Source organism: Streptomyces sp. NPDC041968 (assembly GCF_055589025.1).
In genome coordinates, this window is sequence record NZ_JBVJCB010000006.1 from 438,947 (window position 1) to 462,467 (window position 23,521).

The following is a 23,521-nucleotide window of genomic DNA, read 5'->3' on the forward strand; positions in this document are numbered from 1 at the left end:
CAGTCCACGGGCGCCGGAGACCGTTGTGACCAACCTCCGAGACCCGCTTTGCCCAGCGCCGGTACGCCTCGCCGCCCGGCCGCGTACCCTGTCCCCCAATTAGCAGCCCTCCACGAAGTGAGCCCCCGGCCATGCCCACAACACCTGAAATGTCGATGGACATGACGACCGCCGGTGACACCGGTCTTCTCGAGACGCTCCAGCACGAGGTGGCGCTCTTCGCCCGTCGTGCCGAACAGACCCGGCTCGGCGGGGTCGGCCAGGTGCGCAACTCCATGGACCGCGCCGCCTACCTGCTGCTCAACCGCCTCGACAAAGAGGGCCCGATGGGCGTCAAGGCGCTCGCCGCGAGCATGGGGATCGACTCCTCGACGGTCACCCGGCAGGTGGCCCCGCTCGTCGACACCGGACTCGTCAAGCGGACCTCGCACCCCGAGGACGGGCGCGCGGTGGTGCTCCAGCTCTCCCCGCGCGGTGAGTCGCGGCTGGAAGAGGTCCGGTCCTCCCGGCGCCTGCTCATGGCCGAACTGACCCACGACTGGGCTCCCGAGGAGCGCGAGGCGTTCTGCACGCTCCTGACGCGCTTCAACGGCGCCCTGTCCGCCCGTATGGCCCCGACGGGCGCGTCGGGCCAGGAGGCGCCGACGGCCTCCTGAGCCGCCGTCCACCGGCCCTCACCCGCTTCCGCCGGTCCGCACCGCCTTTCCCGGACCGTTCGTACCGGACTCTTGACCGGCGTGCCGCCCCTGGCCTGATATGAGACCCAGGGGTCGTCGTACGGGACGCGGAGCCGCCCCCGGGCGGGAGGCGCGGTGCGAGAACGGCAGGCCTCGCAGGGTGCCCGCCGGGCCCGGGAGTTCGAGGCGTTCGTCGCGGGCGCGGCGGGACGGCTGCTGCACGCCGCCACCCTGCTCACGGCCGAGCCGCCGGCCGACAACCCGCGCGCGCGGCGCCTGCTGGCGCTCTCCCTCGCGCACACGTACGCGTACTGGGACCGGCTGCGCGGCGAGGACCCCTACGACCGGGCCCGCCAGTACCTGGCCGGCCGCTTCGCCCACGAACTCCGGCACCGGTACGGCGGCGGCCTCGGCCGGACGCGCAGGCCGCCCGCCGGCCCGCTGAGCGGCCTCGCCCCACAGGAGCGCCTGATCCTGGTGCTCAGGCTCTACGAGGGCGTCGCCGAGGAACAGGCGGCCGCCCTGCTGGGCCTGCCGGTGGAACGTGTCCGGACCCTCTGCGACCGCGCGACGGCCACGCTGCTGCACCCGCCCGCCGCACCGGCCCGCCCGGTGCCGGCGGAAGCGAAGGCGGCGACGCCGTGACGGGCACGCGCGCGCGTCGGAGGAACATCGGGAGGCGCCCGTGAACCGCCCGCAGCGTGAGGCCGCGGCGCGGCGGATCATGGAGCAGTCGCCCCCGCGGGTGCCGCCGGGACTGCACGCGGACGCCGTGCGCCGGGGCGGGCGGATGCTGCGGCGCAGGACCGTCGCCCGTCGTCTGCTGTGGCTGGTGCTGTGCGCGGCCGCCGTGGCGTTCGCGGTGTGGGCGCTGACCGTCCGGCCCTGGGTGGAGCCGCCGTCGGAGACGACCCCACCCGTGACGGGCTGGGAGGGCTGGTGAGCCCGCTGGGGGCGACGGCCTAGCCGAGCGCCTGCTGGAGGTCGGCGAGCAGGTCGTCGACGTTCTCGATGCCGACGGACAGGCGCACCAGGTCGCCGGGGACCTCCAGGGCCGAGCCGGCCGCGGAGGCGTGCGTCATCCGGCCCGGGTGCTCGATCAGCGACTCGACACCGCCCAGGGACTCGCCCAGCGTGAACACCTGCGCGCGGTTGCACACCTCGACGGCCGCCTCCTCGCCACCCTCGACGCGGAAGGACACCATGCCGCCGAAGGCCTTCATCTGCTTGGCGGCGACCTCGTGGCCCGGGTGCTCCGGCAGTCCCGGGTACAGCACGCTCGACACACGCGCGTGCCGGCTGAGCATGTCGGCGACCTTGCCGGCGTTCTCGCTGTGCCGGTCCATGCGGACCGCGAGCGTCTTGGTGCCGCGCAGGACCAGCCAGGAGTCGAAGGGCCCGGCGACCGCGCCCATCGCGTTCTGGTGGAACGCCAGCTCCTCCCCCAGCTCCTGGTCGCCCACGATCAGCGCACCGCCGACGACGTCGGAGTGGCCGCCCATGTACTTGGTCAGGGAGTGCACGACGACGTCCGCGCCGAGCGCCAGCGGCTGCTGGAGGTACGGCGTGGCGAAGGTGTTGTCGACGACCAGCCGGGCGCCGGCGTCGCGGGCGACCTGGGCGACGGCGGCGATGTCGGTGATGCCGAGCAGCGGGTTGGAGGGCGTCTCCACCCACACGGCCCTGGTCTTCGGGGTGAGGGCGGCCCGCACGGCGGCGGGGTCGCTCGTGTCGGCCACCGACCATTCCACGCCCCACCGGGTGGCGACCTTGGCGAAGAGCCGGAACGTGCCGCCGTAGGCGTCGTCCGGGATGACCACGTGGTCGCCGGGACGCAGCAGCGTACGCAACAGGCAGTCCTCGGCCGCCAGTCCGGACGCGAAGGCGAGGCCGCGACGGCCGCCCTCCAGGGCGGCGAGGTTCTCCTCCAGGGCCGTGCGGGTCGGGTTGGCGCTGCGGCTGTACTCGTAACCGCCGCGCAGCCCGCCGACGCCGTCCTGCTTGTACGTCGACACCTGGTAGATCGGCGGGACGACCGCGCCGGTCTGCGGATCGGCGGTGTTGCCCGCGTGGATCGCGAGCGTCTCGAAGTGCTGACTGATGTGCCTGTCGCTCATGGGCACCGAGGGTAGCGGCGCGGACGCCTCCGCGCGTTTTCCACAGGGTCGGGGCGCAGGTTGGCCAATTGTCGGCGCCGTCTGGTTCGCTTGAGACATGGAGATTCTCTGGGTGCTGATAGCGCTGGTCATGCTGGGCTTCGTGCTGCTCCAAATCTCGCGGCGCCGGCGGAGCGCGGTCGGCCTGGTGCCCCCCGGCCACCCGGACGCGGCGGACCCCGCGAACTACGGCTTCGCGCGCGAGGAGGAGCTGGACATCCGCATGCCCGGCCCCGACCACGACCTGCTGGACGTCCTGGACCTGGTGCAGCGCACGCAGGACTACCGGGGGGCGCAGCAGCTCCTTGCCGGTACGGAGGCCGAGGGCGAGCGGCGCTGGCAGCGGGTGCAGGCCTTCGCGGGTGCCGCGTCCCTGGAGCTGTCGCGGCGGCCGGGCGGTGTCGGCGAGGCACCGGGCGGCCAGTGGCTGCGGGTGTGGCGCGCGGAGGTCCCGAAGGACGCGGGCGGCGCGGCCGTGCACGCGGAGTTCCTGGTGCAGCAGGCGTGGCGGACGGCGACGCCCGGTACGGACGACTTCCGGATCATCATGGAGGAGGCCAGGGCGGCCTGCTCGGAGGCGGCGCTGCTCGCTCCCGGCGACCCGATCCCGTACATCGTGGAGCTGTCGGTGGCCCGCGGCCTCGGCTATCCGCGCGAGGAGTTCGAGCAGCTGTGGCTGAAGATCCTCGACCGCGCTCCGAACCACATGGGGGCGCACCTGGCCGCCCTGCACTACTGGTGCGAGAAGTGGCACGGCTCCCGGGAGCTGGCGTACTCCTTCGCGGAGGCCGCCGCGGCCCGCGCGCCGCAGGGCTCACTCCTCGCGGCGATGCCCCTGTTCGCGGTCTTCGAGCACCTGCCCGAGGTCAATCTGGTCAGCGGCTTCTACCAGAGCGAGGTCGTCACCAAGGCGGTCCATGGCGCCCTGCACGCGGTGCACTCGGCCCGCCCCGACGACCCGATGCAGGCGCACGTCCGCCATCTGCTGGTGTTCTTCCTGGTCCGCGGCGAGCGCTGGGCCGAGGCCATGAACCAGATAGTCGTCATCGACGGCCACGTCGGCGCCCTCCCCTGGACCCTGTCGCCCGATCCGGCCGGGGAGTTCGCGGTCTACCGCGCGATGGCGGTGGCGGGCTACGAGGCGAACGGCGGCAGCCCGGCGACGCTCCCCCACTGAGGGCGCGCCGACGGGCGGCCCCCGGAGGAGCGCCCGCCGGGCCGTCCCGCGGTCAGCCCTCGGCGCGGGCGGGCAGCCGCCATCCCGGGCGCGGGAAGTGGCAGGTGTACCCCTCGGGGTAACGCTGGAGGTAGTCCTGGTGCTCGGGCTCGGCCTCCCAGAAGGGGCCGACCGGCTCCACCTCGGTGACGACCTTGCCGGGCCACAGGCCGGAGGCGTCCACGTCCGCGATCGTGTCCTCGGCGATCCGCTTCTGCTCGTCGTCCACGTAGTAGATCGCCGAGCGGTAGCTGAGGCCGATGTCGTTGCCCTGGCGGTTCTTCGTGCTCGGGTCGTGGATCTGGAAGAAGAACTCCAGGAGCGCGCGGTAGTCGGTGCGCTCGGGGTCGTAGAGGATCTCGATGGCCTCCGCGTGCGTGCCGTGGTCGCGGTACGTCGCGTTCGGCACGTCGCCGCCGGTGTAACCGACCCGGGTCGCGGTCACGCCCGGAAGCCGGCGGATCAGCTCTTCCATGCCCCAGAAGCATCCGCCCGCGAGTACGGCCCTCTGTGTCTGCGCAGCCATTGCGGCCCTCCCATTCCTGTCAGCCGGGTCACTCGGGTTGCTCAGCACACGCCCGCATCCCGTCCGACCTGTGTCAACACGGGAAGGCTCCGCGTGATTCCGCACCCGTCCGCCGGTGGGGCGCGCGGCGGGGTTGACCTTGACACGGTGACAAGGCCTTCACTGTCCGCCAGGAGGTGGTTCTCCCCATGACCACGACACCGGCCCCGGACGCGCCGCGCGCGCTGCGGGCCCTGGAGGACGACAGTCCGTCCGTACGGCTGCGGGCGGCGCTGGCCGTCGGCACGACCCCGGACCCGCGTTTCGTCGGCACACTGGTCGAGCGCTGCGCCGTCGAGCCCGAGTTCTTCGTCCGCGACATGCTGACCTGGGCGCTCACCCGTCACCCGGTGTCCTCGACGCTTCCCTTGCTGCTCCGGGAGGTCGGGTCCGAGCGGGCGCAGGCACGGAGCCAGGCGCTGCACACCCTGTCCAAGATCGGGGACCGGCGGGCGTGGCCGGCGATCACCGGCGCCCTCCTGTCCGACGCCGACGACGAAGTGGCCCGGAGCGCCTGGCGGGCGGCCGTCGTGCTCGTCCCGGCGGGCGAGGAGGCCGCCCTGGCCTCGGCGCTGGCGACGCAGCTCGGGCGCGGCGAGCGGGACACGCAGCGGAGTCTCAGCCGGGCGCTGGTCGCGCTGGGCGACGTCGTGCCGCCGGCGCTGCGGGCCGCGGCGGCGGCCCCGGACGAAGGCGTCCGCGCGCACGCGCTCGCCACGGAGCGGCTGCTGCGCGACCCGGACACCGCCTTCGAGGCGGCGATCGAGGAGGCGAAGCGCCTGGTGGCTCTCGGCGGCTCCGGCCAGGAGGGACGATAGGAGGTGTTGATCGGTGAGGTGGCGCGGCGGTCCGGGGTCAGTGCCCGCATGCTCAGGCACTACGAGTCGCTGGGCCTGATACGGCCCTCGGGCCGTACCGGCTCCGGCTACCGGGAGTACGCCGCCGAGGACATCCGGCGGATCTTCCACATCGAGAGCCTGCGGTCGCTGGGGCTGTCGCTGCGGGAGATCGGGCGAGCGCTCGACGATCCGGGTTTCGCGCCCTCGGCGCTCGTCGACGACCTCATCCGCCAGACCCGTGAACGCATCGCGGCCGAGACCGAGCTGCTGACGCGGCTCAGCCGGATCGGAGCCGTGGGGCCCGCCGACTGGGAGGACGTCCTCCAGGCCGTCTCGGTCCTCCAGGCCCTGGGGTCGAAGAGCGCCGCCGCGCGCCAGCGTGCGGCCCTCTCCTCGGTCGACGAGGTGCCCGTGCCGGTGGAGGCCCTGGTCGAGGCGGTGCTGAGCGAGACGGACACGAATGTCGCCGGCGCCCTGCGGTGGGCGCTGGCCCGGTCGGGCGGCGCCGGCACGGCGCCGCTGGCGGAGGGCCTCGCGTCCCCGGTGGCCGCGGTGCGGGCACGCGCCGTCCAGTGCCTCGCCGAGCTGCCCGGTGAGGGGGCCACCGCCCGGTTGCGGGAGGCCCTGGCGCACCCGGACGTGGTGGTCCGCGGCCACGCGGCTCTGGCGCTCGGGACGCGGGGAGTGGCCGATGCCGTGCCGACGCTCACCGACATGGTCGTGGAGGGGCCGAACGACACCGACGCGGCCGACGCGCTGAGCATGCTGGCCGGCGACGACGCGACGGCGGAGCGGATCGCGGGCGGACTCGTCGAGCGCCTCGCCGACGACGCCACCGAGGCGCCCGGCCGCGTACGGGTGACCCAGGCACTGGCGGACATCCCGGGACCGACGGCCTCACGCGCCCTCGCGGAACTCGTCCACGACGACGACCGTGCCGTAGCGGTGACCGCGACGTACCTCGTCCGGCTGCGCGAGGGGCGGTGACCGCCACGAACCCCGTCCGGCTGCACGGCACACGGAGACCGCCTCGCATCCCGTACGGCTGCACGGCACGCGGAGACCGGGCGAGGAGCCGGGCCGCCGCCGACGCGCACCCCGCGCTCAGCCCGCTCGGCGCAGCCCCGCGACCAGGAGTGCGACCAGCCTCCGGGCGTCGTACCGGGGGTCGTTCTCCGCGCCGATGCAGAGGTTGCCGACGCCGCGCATGAAGGCGATGGCCTCCAGGTCGGTGCGGATCTCGCCGGAGGCGGTCGCGGCGTCGAGGAGCCGGGTGCACACGGGCACGAGCCGGTCGAGGAAGTAGGCGTGCAGCGCCTCGAAGCCGGCGTTGTCGGACTGCAGCACGGCGGCGAGGCCGTGCTTGGTGACGAGGAAGTCCACGAAGAGGTCGATCCACCGCGCCAGCGCTGCATACGGGGTCGGGCTGCTCGCCAGCAGGGCCGGCCCCGCCTCGGCGCAGGCCTCCACCTGGTGCCGGTAGACGCCGATGATGAGGTCGGCCCGGGTCGGGAAGTGCCGGTAGATCGTGGCCGTGCCCACACCGGCCCGGGCCGCGATGTCGCGCACCGGCGCCTCGACACCCGACTCGACGAAGACCGCGGCGGCCGCGTCGAGCAGGGTCTCCTGGTTGCGCCGGGCGTCCGCCCGCTTGGGCCGGGCCGCGTGCTCCGCGGCCCCGTCGCCGTCCTTCACCACGTCGTTCCCTCCGCTCCCGGACCCGCCGGACGGGACGGAACGGGGCACTGTTCCGCACCATCAAGCGGGACAGGGTTCCACTTGGCCATGATGCCAGAGCATGATGTCAGAGCACGGCGGCCGTCACCATCGGGGTGCCGCGACGGTGCGCGCCTGCCGCGGAGGGCCGGCCCGCGCCGCCCGGTCCACCCCCGCGGTGCCGCCGGGACCCGGTTCAGGAGGGGCGCGCGGCGGTCGACCGCGTCCCGCGTCCCGCCCGCTCCGTCAGGAACTCCTCCCACGTCAGCCGGCCCGTCAGGGCCCCCTCCAGGGTGAGGTTGGCCCCCGCCCGGTAGGCGCGGCCCGCCTTGCCCGGGATGCGGACCGGCAGGTGCGGGCGCCGGCGCCCGCCGTGGACGGCACGGTACGAACGGGTCAGGTCGGCCAGGTCCAGTACCTCGGGGCCGGTCATGTCCGGGACCCGGCCGGACGGGGCGGCGAGGGTCAGTTCGGCGAGGCGGGCCGCCACCTCGCGCGAGTCGACCGGCTGGAGGCGCAGCCCGCCCGGGACGGGGAGGACCGGCAGCTTCGCCGTCTTCTCGATCATCGTGAGGGTCAGCTCGTGGAACTGGGCCGCCCGCAGCACCGTCCACGGGATGCCGGAGTCCGCAATCGCCCGCTCCGACTCCAGCTTGGTGCGCAGCCACGCCAGCGGCACGCTGTCGGCGCCCACGACCGAGATGTACACGAGGTGCCGCACGTCGGCGCCGGACGCGGCCCGCACCAGGGTGCGGGTCGCCTCGTCGTCGCCCTTGGGGCCGCCCGCCAGGTGCAGGACGGTGTGCACACCGTCGACGGCGGCGTCGACGCCCGCACCGGTGAGGAGGTCTCCGGTGACGTACGCGACACCGTCCGCGGCGGGGCGGGGGCGCCGGCTGAGGACCCGCACCTGGTGGCCGGCCGCCCGCAGCAGCGGGACGACGTGGCGGCCCAGGGTGCCCGTGCCGCCGGTGACCAGGAGGGGGGTGGTGGTGGACGAGGGGTACGTCATGGCTGCTCCCGGGGTCTGGCGCCGGGACGGACAGGTGCGTGACCTGCCCGTCCGGGCGTCCGCCGTGTGTGTACGGCGGTGTGACCCGCGGCGTCGCGGCCGTGTGACAGGAACGGGGAAGAAGTTCTCCCGTCTTCCCCCGAGCCCGTGATCCGGTCAGATCGTCGCCGCGTCGATCACGAACCGGTACCGCACGTCGCTCGCCTGGACCCGCTCGTACGCCTCGTTGACCTCGGAGGCGGCGATCAGCTCGATCTCGGCGCCGATGCCGTGCTCGGCGCAGAAGTCCAGCATCTCCTGGGTCTCCCGGATGCCGCCGATCATGGACCCGGCGAGGGTCTTGCGGCCGCCGAGCAGGGTGAACAGGTTGAGGGAGACCGGCTCCTCGGGGGCGCCGACGTTGACCAGGGCGCCGTCCGTCCGCAGCAGGCCGAGGTAGGCGCCGAAGTCGAGCGGGGCCGAGACGGTCGAGACGATCAGGTCGAAGGTGCCCTCGAGCTGCTCGAAGGTGGCCGGGTCGCTGGTGGCGTAGTAGTGGTCGGCGCCCAGCTTCAGGCCGTCGTCCTTCTTGCGCAGGGACTGCGACAGCACGGTCACCTCGGCGCCCAGGGCGTGCGCGAGCTTGACGGCCATGTGGCCGAGGCCGCCCATGCCGACGACGGCGACCTTCTTGCCGGGGCCGGCGTTCCAGTGCCGGAGCGGCGAGTAGGTGGTGACGCCGGCGCAGAGCAGGGGCGCGGCCTCGTCCAGCGCGATGCCCTCGGGGATGCCGAGGACGAAGTTCTCGTCGACGACGATCTTCTGCGAGTAGCCGCCGTAGGTGGGCTCCCCGTCCTTGCCGACGCCGTTGTAGGTCATCACGTTGCCGCCGGTGCAGTACTGCTCGTGGCCGGCCTTGCAGTTGTCGCACTCGCGGCAGGAGTCGACCATGCAGCCGACGCCGACGCGGTCGCCGACGGCGTACTTGGTGACGCCGGGGCCGACCTCGGAGACGATGCCGGCGATCTCGTGGCCGGGGACCATCGGGAAGATGGCCTCGCCCCAGCCCTCCTGCACCTGGTGGATGTCGGAGTGACAGATGCCGGCGAACTTGATGTCGATCAGGACGTCGTGCTCGCGCACCTCGCGCCGCTCGATGGTGGTCCGCTCCAGCGGAGCCTTGGCGGCGGGTGCGGCGTATGCGGCGACAGTGGTCATGCCGGGTTCTCCGGAATTCCCGAGACGAGGTCTCGTGACGGCGGTCTGGGTGGTCCTTCCAGCGTGCCTCCGATCGGGACGTTCACCCAGGCCACGCCTTTGCGTACGACCGGCGTGCGTACCACTGGCGGGGACAGGCTCAGGTGCGTACGACCGGGAATACGTGCGGCAATACTGGAGGACATGGATGGACAGCTGGACCGGCGTGCCGAACTGAGCGAGTTCCTGCGCACCCGGCGGGCCCGGCTGAAGCCGGAGGACGTGGGGCTGCCGTCGTTCGGGCGGCACCGCCGGGTGCCGGGCCTGCGGCGGGAGGAGCTGGCGCAGCTGGCCGGAGTGTCGGTGGCGTACTACACGCGCCTGGAGCAGGGCAACGGGCGGAACGTGTCGGCGGAGGTCCTCGACGCGATCGCCCGGGCCCTGCGGCTGTCGGACGCCGAGCAGGCGCACCTGACGCACCTCGCGAAGCCCAGGCAGCAGCGCAGGCGGACGGCGGGCGCGCGGGCGCAGCAGCCGGTGCGGGTGGCGCTGCTCCAGCTGCTGGAGTCGATCGAGACGGTGCCCGCGTACGTGACGGGCCGGCGGTCGGAGATCCTCGCCTGGAACCGGATGGCGGCGGCCCTCTTCGGTGACTGGGGCAGGCTGCCCGCCGAGGAGCGGAACTGGGCGCGGCTGGTCTTCCTCAACGCCGACTACCGCGACCTCTTCGTGGACTGGGACCAGAAGGCGTCCGACATGGTGAGCTTCCTGCGCATGGACGCGGGCCGGCACCCGGACGACCCGAGGCTGTCGGCCCTGGTCGGGGAGCTGTCCGTGAAGAGCGAGGAGTTCCGGCGGCGGTGGGCGACGCACGACGTGAAGGAGAAGTCCTACGGCGTCAAGCGGATGCGCCACCCCCTGGTCGGCGACCTGACGCTGTCGTTCGAGACGTTCCGCCTGGTCGACGACGAGGAGCAGGCGTTCGTGACGTACCACGCCGAGCCGGGCTCCCCCTCGGCGGAGGGCCTGCGCCTGCTGGCGAGCTGGGGCTCGGACGCGGCGGCGTCCCTGCCGAGGTGACCCGGCCGGAGCCGCGGGGGCTCCGGCCGGGTCCTGGTGGTGGGGCCGCGGTCTACTTGCCGTAGTACGCGTCGTAGATCGAGATCAGCGACTCGTTCGAATTCTTGTCGATGATCTTGGCGCGGAAGGAGAGGGACTTCCCCTTCGCCGGGTTCTTGACGCTGATCTTCCCCTTCTTCACGGTGACCTTCTTCCAGGTCTTGCCGTGGTCGTAGGAGACGTGCACGGTCAGGGACTTGAGGTTGCGGCCGGCGGCCGCGCCCTCGACGGTGACCGGGACGGTGACCGTCTTGCCGGCCGCGACCTTGCTGTCGAGGCCGGTGACGGCGGCGAAGCGCGCGGTGGACGCGGGCAGCTTGGTGAGGGCGGTCGTCTTCTTGGAGCGGAACGTCCAGCTCGCGTCGATGCGGCTGGAGGCCGCGGCGACCTTGGCGGAGCGCTTGACGGACGTCGTCAGCCGGTACCCGGCGTCACCGGACGGGACCTTGAACTCGGCCTCGCCGAACAGCGGGTCCTTGTGGGAGCCGACCTTGGTGCCGTTGCGGTAGAGGGTGGTGGCGACGGACGTGAAGACCGAGGAGCCCGGGTGGCCCTTGCCGTCGGCGAAGAGCGGGAGCATCCCGGTGAGGGAGTTGCCGTCCCGGTACAGGCCCGCGTCCTTGGTGAGGCGCGGACCGAACACGGCGGTGTTGAACGTCGCCGAGTAGCTCTTGCCCGCCTTGTAGCGCTGGGGGGCGTCGGACACGTAGTCCGCCTCCAGCACCGGGAAGCCCTCGGCGTCCCGGCCGCCGTACTGCTCGAAGCCGAGGTCCCAGGTCACGCCGTTCCCGGTGGACAGGTGCAGGGTGCGGGTGCCGGGCAGGGCCTGCTCGATGCCGATCGAGGAGCCGCCGGTGCCGCCGGGCAGCCAGCCGGTCACGGAGACGGCGCCCTTCTTGCCGCTCGCGGAGGCGCCGAGGCCGGCCTTGAGGGTGGCCAGCTCGCCGGCCTTGTAGTGCCGGGTGTAGCCGGTGGCGAGCTGCTGGACCGGGCCGCCGGTGACGGTGTCGTACTGCTCCTTGGCGCCCTTGGTCCAGTGCGCGTCCCACTGCTGGCTGAGCGAGCCGTCGGTGGTGCGCGGCCCGAGGTGCTTGGTCCGCAGCCCCTTGTACGAGTCCAGCCACCAGCCGTAGCTGTAGGAGTTGCCGGACGCCTCGACCGTGTAGTCCGCCGACACGAACGCGGACTTCGCCGCCTTGTCCGGGACGGTGATGTCCACGGGCCGGGCGGTACGGGCGTCCAGGGTGACGGTGGTGTTCTTCGTGACGCTCAGCTTGGGCTGGGCGATCCAGTCGGCGCCCTTCCACACCTCCGGGTCACCGCTCACGTGGATCGAGGAGTTGAGAATGTAACCGCCCTTGGGCACCCGGACGGTGACGGTGCCGTCGGCCTCGTACGGCGTGAGCCACGTGTCCGTGGCGAGGCCCGAGACACCGGTCAGGTCGGTCTCGTAGTGCGCGGTGGGCCGGCCGTCGCGGCCGAGCGCCTTCAGGGTGACGTCGTACGACTCCACCTCGCGTTCCACCGTGGCGGCGGTGCGGACGGTCTGCCCGCCGCCGGTCGCCGTGACGTACGCCGCGTAGGCGCCGTCGACCGTGCCGCCGAGCCTCGTGTTCGCGGTGAGGGCCACGGAGGCCTTGCCGCCCGCCGGGACGGTGACCGAGCCGGCGCCCAGCTTGAAGAAGCCGGCGGGGGCCGCCTTGCCCTTGGGGTCGGTGGCGGTGGACGTCAGCTTGAGCGTGACGGCCTCGGTGCCGAGGTTCCGGTAGGTCAGCTGCTTGCTGACCGCCTTGTCGTCGGTGTGCGGCCACTGCTGGGTGCCGAAGGTGAGCGACACCGGGTCGGCGATCACGGTCTGCTTGACCGCCTTGTCGACCTGGATGCGGCCCGAACCCTGCTGGAAGGGCGTGTACGCGCCGCCCTTCGCCGACCCCGTCAGCGCGCCCTTCAGCTCGGCGGACGTCCAGTCGGGGTGCTGCTGCTTCAGAAGGGCCGCGGCGCCCGCGACGTGCGGGGTCGCCATCGACGTACCGGAGATGGTGACGTATCCGGCGGGCTTCTCGCCCTCCTCCCGGGCGATGAGGCTGCCCTTGGCGGAGGCGGCGGTGATGTCGACGCCGGGGGCCGTCACGTCGGGCTTGACCGCGCCGTCCAGGCCGGGTCCGGTGCTGGAGAAGGGCGCGAGCCGGTCCTTGTCGTCGACCGCGCCGACGGTGAGGGCCGCCGCGGCGCTGCCCGGCGAGCCGACGGTCCGGTCGCCGAACTCGCCCTCGTTGCCGGCGGCGATGGCGAAGAGGATGCCCTTCTCCGCGGAGAGCTTGTTGACCTGCGCTTCCAGCGGGTCGATCGCCGGGGTGTCGCCACCGCCGAGGCTGAGGTTGACGATGTCGGCGCCCTGCTCGGCCGCCCACTCCATGCCGGCGAGGATGCCGGAGTCGTCCCCGAAGCCGTCGTCGCTGAGCACCTTGCCGTTGAGCAGCTGGGCGCCGGGGGCCACGCCCTTGTACGTGGCGCCCGCCTTGGCGCCGGTGCCGGCCGCGATGGAGGCGACGTGGGTGCCGTGGCCGTACCTGTCGGTGGCGTCGGACGAGACGGAGAAGTTCTTCTCCGCGACGACCTGGTTCTTCAGGTCGGGGTGGGTGGCGTCGACGCCGGTGTCCAGTACGGCGATCTTCACGCCCTTGCCGTCGTAGCCGGCCGCCCACGCCTTCGGGGCGCCGATCTGCGGGACGGACCGGTCGAGGCTGGCCCGGCGGACGCCGTCGAGCCACACGTGCGCGATGCCGGCGGCCGTCCTCTCGCCGTCGGTCACCGCGTCCCACAGCTCGGGCGCGTCCTCGTGCGGGGTCTGTACGGCGTCGGCGTTCAGGGACGCCAGCGTGCGGCGCAGGGTGCCCGCCTCGCGGACGTCGGCCTTGGTGGCCCCCGCGGTGCCCCGGTAGCCGACGATGACCTTCAGGCCGTTCCGCTGCGCCTTGCGGGTGGCGGCCCTGCTCAGTTCGGTGACGTCGAAGAGGCGCTGGTCCAGCTTGCCGGTGGCGACCAGACGGGCCGCGTCGGCCGGGACGACGAGGGTGTGCCCGCCTGCCCTGCGGACCTGGACGGGTATGTGCTCCCGCCCCGCGGCCGGTTCCAGTCCGACGACGCGGCCCTTGGCGTCCACGACGACCCGGTCGCCGGTGATCAGCGTGACGCGGTGTCTGGCCGCGCCGGAGGCGGCCGGTGCGGCACCGGTCCTCGCCGGGGACGCGGTCCGCGTCCCCTCCTCGGAGGCCGGCGTCCGGTCCCCGGCCGCCACGGCCGGGCTGGTCAGGCCCGCCGTGAGGGCGACGGCCGCCGCCGTGGCGACGGTGGCCGCGCCGGCCCTGTTCACATGTCTGCGCAACGTTCCCCCTTGCGGAAGTACCGGGAGAATTCCCCGTTCACCCGGCCGGGGGCGGTCTCGCACGCGCGTGCTCCCCCCGGAACTCGGAGTATGCCGAGGGGAGATCATCCGCTCAACGGTTCGGCGGAAGGTGGGCAAACCGCCGGGCCGTCGTAACGGGGCCGCGCGAAGTCCGTTACGTGGTCTACGGGTTGGCGCGGCCCGCCGGCGAACCAGGGCCTGCCCGGCCCTTCGCTCCGTCGCCCGCGAGGCAGGCGGGAAGGGTCGGACGGGCCCTACGCCCTCGCCTTCTCCGTCACCGTGATCCGCCCCTTGCGGAGCGTCGCCAGGCGCGGTGCCTTCCGCGCGATCGCCGAGTCGTGGGTGACCATGACGAAGGTGAGGCCCAGCTCCTCCCACATGCGGTCGAGGACGTCCATGATCTCGTCGCGCATCGACTCGTCGAGGTTCCCGGTGGGTTCGTCGGCGAGCAGCACCTTCGGCTGCTTGACCAGAGCGCGGGCGATGGCGACGCGCTGCTGCTGACCGCCGGACATCTCACCGGGCAGATGGCCGAGCCGCTCACCGAGCCCGACGGACTCCAGCGCCTCGGCGGCCTTCTCCCGCCGTTCCCTCGCCTTCACGCCGAGCGGGACCAGCGCGGTCTCCACGTTCTCCTGTGCGGTCAGGGTCGGGACGAGGTTGAAGGACTGGAAGACGAAGCCGATGCTCTCGCTGCGCACCCGGGTCAGCCGGGCCTCGGGCAGCTTGGCCAGGTCGGTCCCGTCGAGGACGACCTGGCCGGAGCTGGGCCGGTCCAGCGCGCCCAGCATCTGCAGGAGCGTGGACTTGCCGCCGCCGGTGGGGCCCTGGATGACCAGCCGGTCGCCGTCGGCGATGGTGAGGTCGACGCCGTCGAGGGCGTGCACGGTGTCCTTGCCACGGGTGTAGCGCTTGGTGACGCCGCTGAGTTCGTACATGGGGCAACTCCTGGAATACGTGGGGATGGTGGCGCCGCTGTGACCCGCCGTCACTCGACGCGGCGCAGGGCGTCCGCCGGGCGCAGCCGGGAGGCGCGCCAGCCTCCGAAGCCGCCGGCGACGAGCCCGCCGGCCACCGCCAGGCCCACCGCCAGGGCGACGGTGGTGAGGCTGACGGGCGCGGTGAGGGCGACGTCCAGGGTCTTCGCGGCGGCCTGCCGTCCGGGGCCCCCGCCCATGCCGCCGGCGGAGCCGCCCGCGGTGCCGCCGAGCTGGGCCTGGAGCGTCGGGGCCGCCGCGGTGACGGCGTACGCGCCCGCCAGGCCGAGCGCGATGCCGAGGACGCCGCCGATCAGGCCGTTGACGACGGCCTCACCGACCACCTGCCGGGTCACCCGGCCCGACCGCCAGCCCAGCGCCTTGAGCGTGCCGAACTCGCGCACCCGGCGGGAGACCGCCGAGGAGGTGAGGAGTCCGGCGACCAGGAAGGCGGCCACCAGCACCAGGATCGACAGCCACTTGCCGACGCCGGCGGCGAGGGAGGAGGCGGTGGACAGGGAGCCGGAGACCGTGTCGGCGAGGTCGGCGGAGGTGGTGACCGTGGTCCCCGGGATGTTCTTCCGGATGCCCGCCTTGACGTCGTCGATCCGCTGCGAGTCGGTCGCCTCGACGTAGATCGTGGTGACCTTGTCCTTCGCGTCGCCCAGCGTCTGGGCCTGCCGGAGCGGCAGGTAGAGATCGGCCGCCGCGTCGCCGCTGTCGGCCGTGGCGATGCCGACGACCTCGAACTCGGTGCCCTTGACGGTGATCGTGCTGCCGGCCTCGAGCTTCTTCTCCTTGGCGTAGGCGGAGTCGGCGACGGCGACCTCGGCGTCGGTCTCCGACGCCTTGAAGGTGCGGCCGCTGGTGATGGTGGAGGAGGTGAGGGGGCCGAGGGCGGGCTCGGTGACGTCGGTGCCGTAGACCGAGTAGCTGTTGACGTCGAAGTCGGCGCCGCCGCCCTGGACGCGCCCCTGGGGCGCCTGCTCACCGCCCGGCCCCTCGCCCCCGCCCTGTCCGCCGGTGCCGCCCTCCTGCTGGACCTGGCCGCGGGTGAACTCTCCGCTGACCTTGACGACCTGAAGGCTCAGTCCGCCCACCGCGTCATGGACACCGCTCTGCCCGGCGACCTTCCGCACGGTCGAACCCGCCAGCGTCTGGAACCCCTGCACCATGACGCGGTCCGTGCTCTGCTCCTCCTCGGAGCCGTCCTCCCGCGCGTCGAAACGGAAGCGCGGCCGTTCACCCGCGTCCGCCGGGGAGGCGGCCTTGGTCACCGTCATGTCCGTGCCCAGCCCGTACAGCGACTGGAGGACCTTGTCCTGCGCCCGGCCCATGCCGGAGGAGACCGAGTCGACGACGATGACCAGCGCGATGCCCAGCGCCAGCCCGGAGGCGACGACGAGGGCCGCCTTTCTGCGGCGGCGCAGTTCGCGCCTCAGATACGTGAAGAACATGGCCGCAAGCTAGGGACGGCCCGTGATGAAGGGATAAGGCCCGCGTAAGAGGAGGATGAGAAGCCGTGGGGACGACGGACGCCCGCCGCCCCCGGTGAGGAGGGCGACGGGCGCCGGACGAAGTCGTGGAGGCGGGCGGGCCGTTCGGTGTCACACCGCCGGACCGCCGTCCGTCAGACCGCCGAACCCGCCTTCCACTGGGCCCAGTCCATGTTCCAGCCGTTGAGGCCGTTGTCCGGGGCGATGGTCTTGTCGCCGGTGTTCTGGACGACGACCACGTCACCGACGATGGAGTTGTCGTAGAACCAGGCACCCGGCGTGTTCGGGTCGTCGGCGCCCTTGGCGTCGGCCAGACCCACGCAGCCGTGGCTGGTGTTGGCCTGGCCGAAGATCCCCTTGCCCCAGTAGTTGCCGTGGATGAAGGTGCCGGAGGTGCTCAGCCGCATGGCGTGGGGCACGTCCTTGATGTCGTACTCGCCCTTGCCGTCGTCGTCGGTGAAGCCGACCGTCGAGCCGTCCATCCGGGTCTCCTTGTACTTCTCGGAGATCACCATCTGGCCCTCGTAGGTCTTGTTCTCCGGCGAGCCCGCGGAGATCGGGATCGTCTTGACGGTCTTGCCGTCCTGCGTGACCTTCATCTGCTTGGTCTTCGCGTCGACGTACGAGACCTGGTTGCGGCCGATCTTGAAGCTGACCGTCTTCTGCTGGACGCCGTAGACGCCCTGGGCGCCCTCGACGCCGTCGAGCGCCAGCTTGAGGGTGACGGTCGCGCCCTCCTGCCAGTAGTCCTCGGGGCGGCAGTCCATGCGCTGGGTGCTGAACCAGTGGCAGGCGACTTCCTGGCCACTGGTGGTGTTGACCGTGATGCCCTTCTGGACGGCGGCCTTGTCGGTGATCTCCTTGTCGAAGTTGATCGACACGGGCATGCCGACACCGACGGTCTTGCCGTCGTCCGGGGTGAAGGTGCCGATGAAGCTGTTCTTCGGGGAGACCGTGGTGAACGACGCGTTCTCGTGGGCGGCGCGGCCCTCGGAGTCCTGCGCGGTCGCCGTCAGCTTGTAGGTGGTGGCCCGCTCCAGCTGGCCGGTGGGCTTCCAGCTGGTCTTGTCGGACGATATCCGGCCGCTGACCTCGGTGCCGTCGGTGGCGGTCATCTTCACCTGGGTGAGCGTGCCCTTGCTCACGGTGACGCCGGCCGAGTTGTTGATGGAGGCGTTGTCCGAGCCGTCGTCGGGGGTGATCTTGATCTGCGCCTCGGACGACTCCTTGGCCGCCGCCGCGTCGGCCTCGGCCTGCGAGGTCTTGTCCCCACCACCGGAGGTCTCGGCGTCGCTGCCCGAACAAGCCGAGAGCACCAGCACACCGCCGAGCAGTGCGGACGCGGCCGCCAGGCCCTTGCGCCGCTTACCGTCCGTCATCACACGCTTCTCCATCGTTGCCGATTCCGGAAACCCCGAGATTCCCCGTCAAGACCTTCAACGCTACGACCGGTTCGTCCCGTTCCCCATCGCTGCCCGGTGTGGGGCATGCCACGTTTGCGCCGAGGCGGACGGTGGCGTGCGACGGGAGGGTGGGTCGTGCGCGCCCCCTGAGACGACGAAACCCCGGGCGGTGGTTGCCGCCCGGGGTCAGAAGTTTTCCCACACCGCGTCAGCCGACCGTCATTTCCTCGTCTTCCGGGTCGTTCTCGTCGCCATCATCCTCGCCGAGGTCCCACTCGGACGAATCGGGGTCGTAGTCGATCTGCTCGCTGCTCCAGGAGGCCTGCTGGAGTTCCACCCCGGGCACCGCGCTGACCAGGTCGAACGGGTCGACGAGATGGGCCAGCGCCTCGGCGGTGTCCTCCGTCACGGCGCGCTCGGCCCGGGCGCGTTCCCCGTCGGGCAGGTCGGCGTCGTCGGCGAGCGCCTGGAGCGCGGCCCCCGTGACGGCCTCGTCGTCGTCGATCGCGAGGACGAGGTCGACGCGAACCCGTACAAAACGTGATGTCTCTGGAGTGCTCATGTCCGGAGCGTAAGGCCGGCCCCTCCCGTGACTTTCCCGTGACCCGCGCCTTTCACTAACATCTGCCCACACGGCCAATTCGCCAGCGCCACAAGGGGATCGATATTCCGTGTCATCCGCTCGCCGTCCGTTGCTGACCGCCGCCGCCGCGGGGGGTCTGCTGTGTGCCCTGTGGTTCGTCCCGTCCGCGAACGCGACACCCGACACGCAGGTGCTCCAGTCCGCCGCCGCGACCCCGTCTCCGCAGGTCACCGAGCAGGCCAGAGCCGTATCCACGGGTACGGCCGCCTCCGGCGAGGGCACCACCCGCCTGGCCGACACCGGCAGCTTCGACAGCACTCCGTACGTCGTCGGCGGCGCCCTCTGCCTCGGTCTCGGGGCAGGCTTCGTGGGCTACTCGGTACGTCGGGAACGCCTCGACTTTTGAGGAAACTTGACGTTCTTTTGGCACTCTTGACCGTCCGGAGACGGTGAGTCCGCCGCGAGTACGCAGACGGAACAGGGGCCCCGTCCTCCGGGCGGGGCCCCTCTTCGCGTCCGGCCCGGTCAGCGCAGCGGCCCGGTGACCGTCTCCGCCGCCGCGACCAGGTGCCCGCCGCGCACGAAGGCGTCCGCCGCGGCGAGGTCCGGCGCCAGGTAGCGGTCCGGGCCGGGACCCTCGACGCCGGCCGCCCGTACGGCATCGATGACGGCCTGCGAGGCGGGCGCGGGGGTGAGGCCCTCGCGGAGCTGGATCGCGCGCGTGGCGGCGTACAGCTCGACGGCGATCACGCGGGTCAGGTTGTCGACGGCCGTGCGCAGCTTACGCGCCGCCGACCAGCCCATCGACACGTGGTCCTCCTGCATCGCGGAGGAGGGGATGGAGTCCGCGGAGGCCGGTACGGCCAGCCGCTTCAACTCGCTGACCAGGGCGGCCTGCGTGTACTGGGCGATCATCAGGCCGGAGTCGACGCCGGCGTCGTCGGCGAGGAACGGCGGCAGGCCGTGGCTGCGGTTCTTGTCCAGCAGCCGGTCGGTGCGCCGCTCCGCGATGGAGCCGAGGTCGGCGACGGCGACGGCGAGGAAGTCCAGGACGTAGGCGACCGGGGCTCCGTGGAAGTTGCCGTTGGACTCCACCCGGCCACCCCCAGTGCCGAAAGCCTGGGAGGTACCCCCCGGCAGGACCACCGGGTTGTCCACGGCCGACGCCAGTTCGCGCTCGGCGACCAGCGTCGCGTGGGCCAGGGTGTCGCGTCCGGCGCCCGCGACCTGCGGGGCGCAGCGCACCGAGTAGGCGTCCTGCACGCGGGGGGCGTCGTCCTGGTGGTGCCCGGTCAGGCCCGAGCCCTTGAGCACGGCCAGCATGTTGGCGGCGCTCGCGGCCTGCCCGGGGTGCGGGCGGATGGCGTGCAGCTCGGGCGCCAGTACGCGGTCGGTGCCGAGCAGGGCCTCCATGGTCAGGGCGGCGGTGACGTCGGCGGACTTGTAGAGGGTGTCGAGGTCGGCGAGGGCCATGACCAGCATGCCGAGCATGCCGTCGGTGCCGTTGAGCAGGGCGAGGCCCTCCTTCTCGCGCAGCTCGACGGGGGCGATGCCGTGCTCGGCGAGCAGCTCGCCGGCCGGCCGCACGGTGCCGTCGGGGCCCTCGGCGTCCCCCTCCCCCATGAGGGCGAGCGCGCAGTGCGAGAGCGGGGCGAGGTCGCCGGAGCAGCCGAGGGAGCCGTACTCGTGCACGACCGGGGTGATCCCGGCGTTGAGCACGTCGGCCATGGTCTGCGCCACCTCCGGCCGGACGCCGGTGTGCCCGGAGCAGACGGTCTTCAGCCGCAGGAACATCAGCGCGCGGACCACCTCGCGCTCGACGCGCGGACCCATCCCGGCGGCGTGCGAGCGCACGATGTTGCGCTGCAGCTGAGCCCGCAGTTCCGGGCTGATGTGCCGGGTCGCCAGGGCGCCGAACCCGGTGCTCACGCCGTACACGGGGTCCGGCTTGGCGGCCAGCGCGTCCACGATCTCGCGGGCCGCGGCCAGAGCGGCCACCGCCTCGCCGGAGAGCTCGACCCGGGCGCCGCCGCGCGCCACGGCGAGGACGTCGGACGCGGTGACTCCGGTGGTCCCCACCATCACACTGTGCATATCCATATTCAGGAGCGTACGCACTGAATTCGATGATGTCACGAGGGGGTACGTCACCACCGGGCACCGGGTTCGCCCCTTACCACGTCCGCCTCACGGCGAGTGCCGCCCCCGGAACCGCCTGCGCTCGCCGTCCTCCTCGCGGGAGGGCTCGTCCGCGAGCCGGACCACGGGGTCGTCGGGTCCCTCGCGGCCGGCGACGACCGGTCCCTCCGACCGTTCGGCCTTGGCGCGGTACTGGGCCGCGTCCGCGAGCCGGAACAGCCTCCGGGCGGAGCGCACCGGCCCCACGGGGTCCTCCGTGGACGCCACCCCGCAGGCCACGCCCTCACCCAGCTCCAGCTCGCCCGCCCGGCGGCACAGCTCCTCGGCCGCCTTGACCACGGCGTCGGCGGCCGGCCCGACCGCGAGCAGGCAGAACTCGTCCCCGCCCAGCCGTGCCGCGAGCGCCCCCGGCAGCATCGCCCCGCACAGGGACAGCACCGACCCGAAGCGCTCCAGGAGCCGGTCCCCGGCGGCATGCCCGTGGGTGTCGTTCACCTGCTTAAGACCGTTGAGGTCGCACACGAGGAGACTGACGACCACGTCCTCCCTGCGGTGCCGCTCGACGGCCTCGTCCAGCGCGGAGTCGACCGCGCGGCGGTTGGCCAGACCGGTGAGCGCGTCGGTGTAGGCCAGCCGCCGGACCTCCTCCAGCCGTTCGGTCTGCGCTATCCCGGCGGCCACCACCGAGGCCAGCACGGTGGCGAAGTCGGCGTCGGCCCGCTCGAAGACCCGCTCCCCGACCGGGCGGGCGACGTACAGCTCGCCCCAGGCCCGGCCGTGCAGCACGATCGGCGCGACCACGCAGCAGCCGCGCCCGCGGCGGCGCAGGGCGGCGACGCGCTGGTGGACGTAGCCCGGACGCCCGGCGGCGGGCCCTTCGGCGGTCTCGACCCAGGCGTCGGGCTCCCCGCCGCCGGCCCAGCGCTCGTGCAGGAACTCGGTGATCTCCGCGAACTGGTGCACCGGATAGGACTCGTCCTCCGGGAACTCCTCCTCGTCCTCGGCCCGCCGGCCGACGTTCACCAGGACCCGGAGCCGGCCCAGCTCGCGCTCCCACACGGACAGCGCGGCGAAGCTGCCGCCCAGCGCCTTGCACGCGCCGACGGCGGCCGCCCGCCATGCCTCGCGCGAGCCCTGCGCGGCGGCCATGCCCTGCGCCAGCGCCACGACGGCCGCGAGCCGACTGTCCTCACCCATCGCTCCAGGCTAGGGAGATTCAGGGAGAAACGTCACTCAAGCAGGGCGAAAGGGTCGCCGGGCCGTGCCCGTCGCCGGACGCCCCCGCGAGGCACGCGGGGCAGGAGAAGCCGGGCGAGGCCGGGAAAGGTCAGGGAGGCCTGGGCTACTCCCCGGGCCACCGCGGGGCGCGCTTCTCGTTGAACGCCGCGACCCCCTCGGCCCGGTCCCCCGAGAACGCCACCGACCGCCACGCCGCGTCCTCGACCTCGAGACCGGCCCGCAGGTCCAGCCCGTGCCCGAGCCGCAGCGCGCGCTTGGCCGCCCGCAGGCCCACCGGCGAGTTGGCGGCCATCCGGGCGGCCAGCTCCAGCGCCTCCTCCCGGTCACGCCCCTCGTCCACCAACTGGTCCACGAGCCCCAGCTCACGCGCCTCCGCGGCCTCCACCCGCCGCGCCGTGAACACCAGCTCGGCCGCCCGCGCCGCGCCCACCCGGCGCGGCAGCAACTGCGTACCGCCGCCGCCCGGAATCACCCCGACCGACACCTCGGGCAGGCCGACCAGCGCCGTGGGGTCGGCCACGATCACGTCGCAGGACAGCGCCAGCTCGAAGCCGCCGCCCAGCGCGAACCCGTGCACGGCGGCGACCGTCGGCACCGGGAGTTCCAGCACCGCGGTGTAGGCGCCCCGCGCCACCGGCCGTTGGCGTAGCAGGTCGGCGTCGGAGAAGGAGTTGCGCTCCTTGAGGTCGGCCCCGACGCAGAACGCCCGTTCGTGCGTCGAGGTCAGGACCACCACCCGCACGCTCCGGTCCTCGCCCAGCGCCGCGCACGCCGCGCCGATGGACCGGGCCATCGCGGTCGAGACGGCGTTCATGGCCTGCGGCCGGTCGAGCGCGAGCTCCGCGACATGTCCGTCCGCGTGCCTCCGCACCAGGACGAACTCTCCGAACCGCTCCTCGCTCATGACACCCTCCGGTTAACGCGGGTTAACGACTGGACCGCCCGATCATCGCAGGCGGACCCGCACGGGGAAAGGCCGGGCGCGTCCGTTTCCCGGAGCACTCCGCTTACCCGTTCGAGTGACATCCGGCCGACCGCCCCGCCTCCGCCGACGGCAGCACATAGCGTCGCCCCGCCGCGCCGCGACGGGGACGCGTGCGCACCGGGGAGGGAACATGACGACGACCGGCACACCGACGGATCGGCGGTACGGACGGAGCCGCCGCGGCAGGCACCGCCGGCCCCGCCCGCGCGGGGCGATGGTCGCGGCCGGCGGCCTGGCCCTCGCGGCCGGCACCCTGGGCCTCGTACGCCTGCTGGCCGAGCCCGGCGGGGACGACGTGCACGGGTTCGGTGCCGAGGCCGGGCCCCGCGTGGAGACGGACCGCGCGGGAGGCACCGCGGCCGACCGGACGTCCCCCGCCGCGAGCACCGCGGGCCCGCCGCGGGTGAGTCCGTCGGCGACCTCGGCCATGGGCGGTCTCGGCGCGTTCCCGGCACCGGGACTCATACCGGGGCCGGTCGGGGGCACGCCCTCCGCCGCGTCCCCCTCCGGGACGACCACCACGGACGCTTCGGGCTCGTCGGGCTCGTCGGGGACGACGGGCTCCTCGGGCGTCCCCGGATCATCGGGCTCCTCGGGCCTTTCGGAATCCTCAGGCAACGAAGCGGGCCCGCCCGCTCAGGCGCCGCCGCCCCGGTCCTCCCCGCCGCCCCGGCCGGGAGCGCCCGCACCTCGCCCCACACCCGACCCGCCGCCCGGTCGCGGCACGCCGGCGCCCGCGCCGGGCCACGACCACCCGGACGGCCTGTGCGTGCCGGTCATCGGCCTGTGCGTGGACCTGCTCGGCGGCAACCGCTGA

22 protein-coding genes are annotated in these 23,521 nt (G+C 73.1%); 9 read left to right on the top strand and 13 right to left on the bottom strand.

What is annotated here, in order from left to right; genetic code table 11:
• Nucleotides 1–149 precede the first annotated feature (149 nt).
• From ACZ6EG_RS17905 to ACZ6EG_RS17915, 3 genes are all read left to right on the top strand, one after another.
• Nucleotides 150–656 (top strand): MarR family winged helix-turn-helix transcriptional regulator, encoded by a 507-nt coding sequence (locus tag ACZ6EG_RS17905; protein ID WP_391969803.1) that lies wholly within the window; start codon nucleotides 150–152, stop codon nucleotides 654–656.
• Nucleotides 657–812: 156 nt separating this feature from the next.
• Nucleotides 813–1,322: a sigma factor-like helix-turn-helix DNA-binding protein gene (locus ACZ6EG_RS17910; protein ID WP_391969771.1), complete on the top strand. Its 510-nt coding sequence runs from the start codon at nucleotides 813–815 to the stop codon at nucleotides 1,320–1,322.
• 40 nt (nucleotides 1,323–1,362) lie between these two features.
• On the top strand, nucleotides 1,363–1,620 hold the full coding sequence (locus ACZ6EG_RS17915; protein WP_391969770.1) for a hypothetical protein: 258 nt from the start codon (nucleotides 1,363–1,365) through the stop codon (nucleotides 1,618–1,620).
• A 19-nt stretch (nucleotides 1,621–1,639) separates the two neighbouring features.
• On the opposite strand, the gene ACZ6EG_RS17920 is transcribed toward ACZ6EG_RS17915, so the two are convergent.
• Nucleotides 1,640–2,794, bottom strand: coding sequence for a cystathionine gamma-synthase (locus ACZ6EG_RS17920; protein ID WP_391969769.1), 1,155 nt, complete (start codon nucleotides 2,792–2,794; stop codon nucleotides 1,640–1,642).
• Nucleotides 2,795–2,891: 97 nt separating this feature from the next.
• Here ACZ6EG_RS17920 and ACZ6EG_RS17925 point away from each other — a divergent pair, with 97 nt between their 5' ends.
• A complete protein-coding gene (locus ACZ6EG_RS17925; RefSeq protein ID WP_356604031.1) occupies nucleotides 2,892–4,010 on the top strand; it encodes a hypothetical protein in 1,119 nt (372 codons plus the stop codon).
• A 52-nt stretch (nucleotides 4,011–4,062) separates the two neighbouring features.
• Here the strand turns inward: ACZ6EG_RS17925 and msrA are convergent, their stop codons facing one another.
• Nucleotides 4,063–4,575 carry a peptide-methionine (S)-S-oxide reductase MsrA gene (gene msrA / locus ACZ6EG_RS17930; protein WP_356604029.1) on the bottom strand — a complete coding sequence of 171 codons (513 nt, stop codon included), beginning with the start codon at nucleotides 4,573–4,575 and terminating at the stop codon, nucleotides 4,063–4,065.
• A gap of 188 nt (nucleotides 4,576–4,763) precedes the next feature.
• Between msrA and ACZ6EG_RS17935 the strand changes: the two genes are divergently transcribed.
• Both ACZ6EG_RS17935 and ACZ6EG_RS17940 read left to right on the top strand, forming a co-directional pair.
• Nucleotides 4,764–5,432 carry a HEAT repeat domain-containing protein gene (locus ACZ6EG_RS17935; protein ID WP_469605509.1) on the top strand — a complete coding sequence of 223 codons (669 nt, stop codon included), beginning with the start codon at nucleotides 4,764–4,766 and terminating at the stop codon, nucleotides 5,430–5,432.
• Nucleotides 5,433–5,435: 3 nt separating this feature from the next.
• Nucleotides 5,436–6,440 (top strand): MerR family transcriptional regulator, encoded by a 1,005-nt coding sequence (locus ACZ6EG_RS17940; protein ID WP_469605512.1) that lies wholly within the window; start codon nucleotides 5,436–5,438, stop codon nucleotides 6,438–6,440.
• Nucleotides 6,441–6,557: 117 nt separating this feature from the next.
• Here ACZ6EG_RS17940 and ACZ6EG_RS17945 read toward each other — a convergent pair whose 3' ends face one another.
• The 3 genes from ACZ6EG_RS17945 to ACZ6EG_RS17955 form a co-directional block, all read right to left on the bottom strand.
• Nucleotides 6,558–7,148: a TetR/AcrR family transcriptional regulator gene (locus ACZ6EG_RS17945; protein WP_469605572.1), complete on the bottom strand. Its 591-nt coding sequence runs from the start codon at nucleotides 7,146–7,148 to the stop codon at nucleotides 6,558–6,560.
• A gap of 217 nt (nucleotides 7,149–7,365) precedes the next feature.
• Nucleotides 7,366–8,181, bottom strand: coding sequence for an SDR family oxidoreductase (locus tag ACZ6EG_RS17950; protein WP_469605514.1), 816 nt, complete (start codon nucleotides 8,179–8,181; stop codon nucleotides 7,366–7,368).
• A 156-nt stretch (nucleotides 8,182–8,337) separates the two neighbouring features.
• Nucleotides 8,338–9,378, bottom strand: coding sequence for an NAD(P)-dependent alcohol dehydrogenase (locus tag ACZ6EG_RS17955; protein WP_391969780.1), 1,041 nt, complete (start codon nucleotides 9,376–9,378; stop codon nucleotides 8,338–8,340).
• A 183-nt stretch (nucleotides 9,379–9,561) separates the two neighbouring features.
• Here ACZ6EG_RS17955 and ACZ6EG_RS17960 point away from each other — a divergent pair, with 183 nt between their 5' ends.
• Nucleotides 9,562–10,437: a helix-turn-helix domain-containing protein gene (locus tag ACZ6EG_RS17960; RefSeq protein WP_391969781.1), complete on the top strand. Its 876-nt coding sequence runs from the start codon at nucleotides 9,562–9,564 to the stop codon at nucleotides 10,435–10,437.
• 52 nt (nucleotides 10,438–10,489) lie between these two features.
• Here ACZ6EG_RS17960 and ACZ6EG_RS17965 read toward each other — a convergent pair whose 3' ends face one another.
• From ACZ6EG_RS17965 to ACZ6EG_RS17985, 5 genes are all read right to left on the bottom strand, one after another.
• Nucleotides 10,490–13,861: a S8 family peptidase gene (locus tag ACZ6EG_RS17965; protein WP_469605520.1), complete on the bottom strand. Its 3,372-nt coding sequence runs from the start codon at nucleotides 13,859–13,861 to the stop codon at nucleotides 10,490–10,492.
• A 275-nt stretch (nucleotides 13,862–14,136) separates the two neighbouring features.
• Nucleotides 14,137–14,820, bottom strand: coding sequence for an ABC transporter ATP-binding protein (locus ACZ6EG_RS17970; RefSeq protein ID WP_391969783.1), 684 nt, complete (start codon nucleotides 14,818–14,820; stop codon nucleotides 14,137–14,139).
• Between the two features lie 50 nt (nucleotides 14,821–14,870).
• Nucleotides 14,871–16,316 (bottom strand): ABC transporter permease, encoded by a 1,446-nt coding sequence (locus ACZ6EG_RS17975; RefSeq protein WP_469605524.1) that lies wholly within the window; start codon nucleotides 16,314–16,316, stop codon nucleotides 14,871–14,873.
• Between the two features lie 173 nt (nucleotides 16,317–16,489).
• Nucleotides 16,490–17,734: a L,D-transpeptidase gene (locus ACZ6EG_RS17980; RefSeq protein ID WP_383648154.1), complete on the bottom strand. Its 1,245-nt coding sequence runs from the start codon at nucleotides 17,732–17,734 to the stop codon at nucleotides 16,490–16,492.
• Between the two features lie 232 nt (nucleotides 17,735–17,966).
• Nucleotides 17,967–18,320, bottom strand: coding sequence for a hypothetical protein (locus ACZ6EG_RS17985; RefSeq protein WP_391969785.1), 354 nt, complete (start codon nucleotides 18,318–18,320; stop codon nucleotides 17,967–17,969).
• Nucleotides 18,321–18,429: 109 nt separating this feature from the next.
• On the opposite strand from ACZ6EG_RS17985, the gene ACZ6EG_RS17990 reads away from it, so the two are divergent.
• On the top strand, nucleotides 18,430–18,747 hold the full coding sequence (locus ACZ6EG_RS17990; RefSeq protein ID WP_356604009.1) for a hypothetical protein: 318 nt from the start codon (nucleotides 18,430–18,432) through the stop codon (nucleotides 18,745–18,747).
• A gap of 119 nt (nucleotides 18,748–18,866) precedes the next feature.
• Here the strand turns inward: ACZ6EG_RS17990 and hutH are convergent, their stop codons facing one another.
• The 3 genes from hutH to ACZ6EG_RS18005 all read right to left on the bottom strand — a co-directional run bounded on the left by hutH (nucleotide 18,867) and on the right by ACZ6EG_RS18005 (nucleotide 22,623).
• Complete coding sequence (hutH, locus tag ACZ6EG_RS17995) at nucleotides 18,867–20,435, bottom strand: histidine ammonia-lyase (protein ID WP_469605575.1); 1,569 nt, start codon at nucleotides 20,433–20,435, stop codon at nucleotides 18,867–18,869.
• A gap of 93 nt (nucleotides 20,436–20,528) precedes the next feature.
• Complete coding sequence (locus ACZ6EG_RS18000) at nucleotides 20,529–21,677, bottom strand: GGDEF domain-containing protein (protein ID WP_391969786.1); 1,149 nt, start codon at nucleotides 21,675–21,677, stop codon at nucleotides 20,529–20,531.
• Nucleotides 21,678–21,822: 145 nt separating this feature from the next.
• Entirely contained in the window at nucleotides 21,823–22,623 is an 801-nt protein-coding gene (locus ACZ6EG_RS18005; RefSeq protein ID WP_391969787.1) for an enoyl-CoA hydratase/isomerase family protein, read from the bottom strand.
• A gap of 211 nt (nucleotides 22,624–22,834) precedes the next feature.
• Between ACZ6EG_RS18005 and ACZ6EG_RS18010 the strand changes: the two genes are divergently transcribed.
• Entirely contained in the window at nucleotides 22,835–23,521 is a 687-nt protein-coding gene (locus ACZ6EG_RS18010) for a hypothetical protein (protein WP_469605531.1), read from the top strand.

Coding starts and splice junctions, on each gene's coding strand:
- ACZ6EG_RS17905 (WP_391969803.1), top strand. CDS start 150: ATGTCGATGGACATGACGACCGCCGGTGACACCGGTCTTCTCGAGACG.
- ACZ6EG_RS17920 (WP_391969769.1), bottom strand. CDS start 2,794: ATGAGCGACAGGCACATCAGTCAGCACTTCGAGACGCTCGCGATCCAC.
- ACZ6EG_RS17925 (WP_356604031.1), top strand. CDS start 2,892: ATGGAGATTCTCTGGGTGCTGATAGCGCTGGTCATGCTGGGCTTCGTG.
- msrA (WP_356604029.1), bottom strand. CDS start 4,575: ATGGCTGCGCAGACACAGAGGGCCGTACTCGCGGGCGGATGCTTCTGG.
- ACZ6EG_RS17935 (WP_469605509.1), top strand. CDS start 4,764: ATGACCACGACACCGGCCCCGGACGCGCCGCGCGCGCTGCGGGCCCTG.
- ACZ6EG_RS17950 (WP_469605514.1), bottom strand. CDS start 8,181: ATGACGTACCCCTCGTCCACCACCACCCCCCTCCTGGTCACCGGCGGC.
- ACZ6EG_RS17955 (WP_391969780.1), bottom strand. CDS start 9,378: ATGACCACTGTCGCCGCATACGCCGCACCCGCCGCCAAGGCTCCGCTG.
- ACZ6EG_RS17960 (WP_391969781.1), top strand. CDS start 9,562: ATGGATGGACAGCTGGACCGGCGTGCCGAACTGAGCGAGTTCCTGCGC.
- ACZ6EG_RS17970 (WP_391969783.1), bottom strand. CDS start 14,820: ATGTACGAACTCAGCGGCGTCACCAAGCGCTACACCCGTGGCAAGGAC.
- ACZ6EG_RS17975 (WP_469605524.1), bottom strand. CDS start 16,316: ATGTTCTTCACGTATCTGAGGCGCGAACTGCGCCGCCGCAGAAAGGCG.
- ACZ6EG_RS17980 (WP_383648154.1), bottom strand. CDS start 17,734: ATGACGGACGGTAAGCGGCGCAAGGGCCTGGCGGCCGCGTCCGCACTG.
- ACZ6EG_RS17985 (WP_391969785.1), bottom strand. CDS start 18,320: ATGAGCACTCCAGAGACATCACGTTTTGTACGGGTTCGCGTCGACCTC.
- hutH (WP_469605575.1), bottom strand. CDS start 20,435: ATGCACAGTGTGATGGTGGGGACCACCGGAGTCACCGCGTCCGACGTC.
- ACZ6EG_RS18000 (WP_391969786.1), bottom strand. CDS start 21,677: ATGGGTGAGGACAGTCGGCTCGCGGCCGTCGTGGCGCTGGCGCAGGGC.
- ACZ6EG_RS18005 (WP_391969787.1), bottom strand. CDS start 22,623: ATGAGCGAGGAGCGGTTCGGAGAGTTCGTCCTGGTGCGGAGGCACGCG.
- ACZ6EG_RS18010 (WP_469605531.1), top strand. CDS start 22,835: ATGACGACGACCGGCACACCGACGGATCGGCGGTACGGACGGAGCCGC.